1 protein-coding gene is annotated in these 914 nt (G+C 64.9%); it reads right to left on the bottom strand.

Going from position 1 to position 914, the window contains the following annotated elements:
- Window positions 1–713 (bottom strand): bifunctional ornithine acetyltransferase/N-acetylglutamate synthase (locus EN884_RS37185; protein WP_206617771.1); only part of this gene is annotated, 713 nt, incomplete at its 3' end.
- Window positions 714–914 lie beyond the last annotated feature (201 nt).

Genomic DNA, 914 nt, shown 5'->3' with positions numbered 1-914 from the left:
AGCGTGTCGCTGGTCGAGGTGTCGCTGTCGACGGTGACCGCGTTGAAAGTCTTGGCCGTGCCGCGCGACAACAGATCCTGCAGGACAGGTGCGGCGATCGGCGCGTCGGTGGCGATGAAGGAGAGCATCGTCGCCATGTCGGGCGCGATCATGCCGGCGCCCTTGGAAATGCCGTTGATGGTGACATCGGTGTCGCCGAGCTTGACGGTCGCGGTCGCCACTTTCGGATAGGTATCCGTGGTCATGATCGCCTTTGCCGCTTCGGTCCACAGCTCGGGCTTGCCCTTGCTGACCAGCCCCGCGAGCAGATGGCTGAATTTGCTGGTGTCGAGCGGCTCGCCGATGACGCCGGTCGAGGCCATGAAAACCTCCGCTGCCGTGCAGCCGGCCGCCTTCGCCGCCGCCTCGCCGGTCAGTGCGGTCGACTCGCGGCCCTTCTTGCCGGTGAAGGCATTGGCGTTGCCGGAATTGACGACCAGCACCCGCGCCTTGCCCGCGCCGAGATTCTGCCGGCAGAAATCGACCGGCGCCGAGGGGCATTTCGATTTCGTGAACACGCCGGCGACCGCAGTGCCTTCATCGAAGACCATGGTCAAAAGATCGGTGCGGCCCTTGTACTTTATCCCTGCCTCGGCGGTGGCGATGCGCACCCCCTCGATTTCTGGCATTTTCGGGTATTTCTTCGGCGCAAGCGGCGAAATCGTCGTGGACATGGAGGCCTCGGGCGGGAAAATCGCAAGGGAAGGCCGGTTTGCCCGATAGACCGCGCCGGCGCAAGGGCGTTTTCGTCGCTCTTGTCCGGGAGCTCGAACTCGCCCCTGGGAGCAGGGCTCCGAGACGTCGCAAGCCATGCAGTAGACATCGTCCGACGGCCGGTCCGGCGGTGTCAGCCAGTTTGCGCCGGCCGCGTTCAT

The sequence above is a fragment of the Mesorhizobium sp. M7A.F.Ca.AU.001.01.1.1 genome (assembly GCF_004022735.1).
GTDB lineage: Bacteria > Pseudomonadota > Alphaproteobacteria > Rhizobiales > Rhizobiaceae > Mesorhizobium > Mesorhizobium ciceri.
This window is presented reverse-complemented; position numbering and strand designations above follow the sequence as displayed.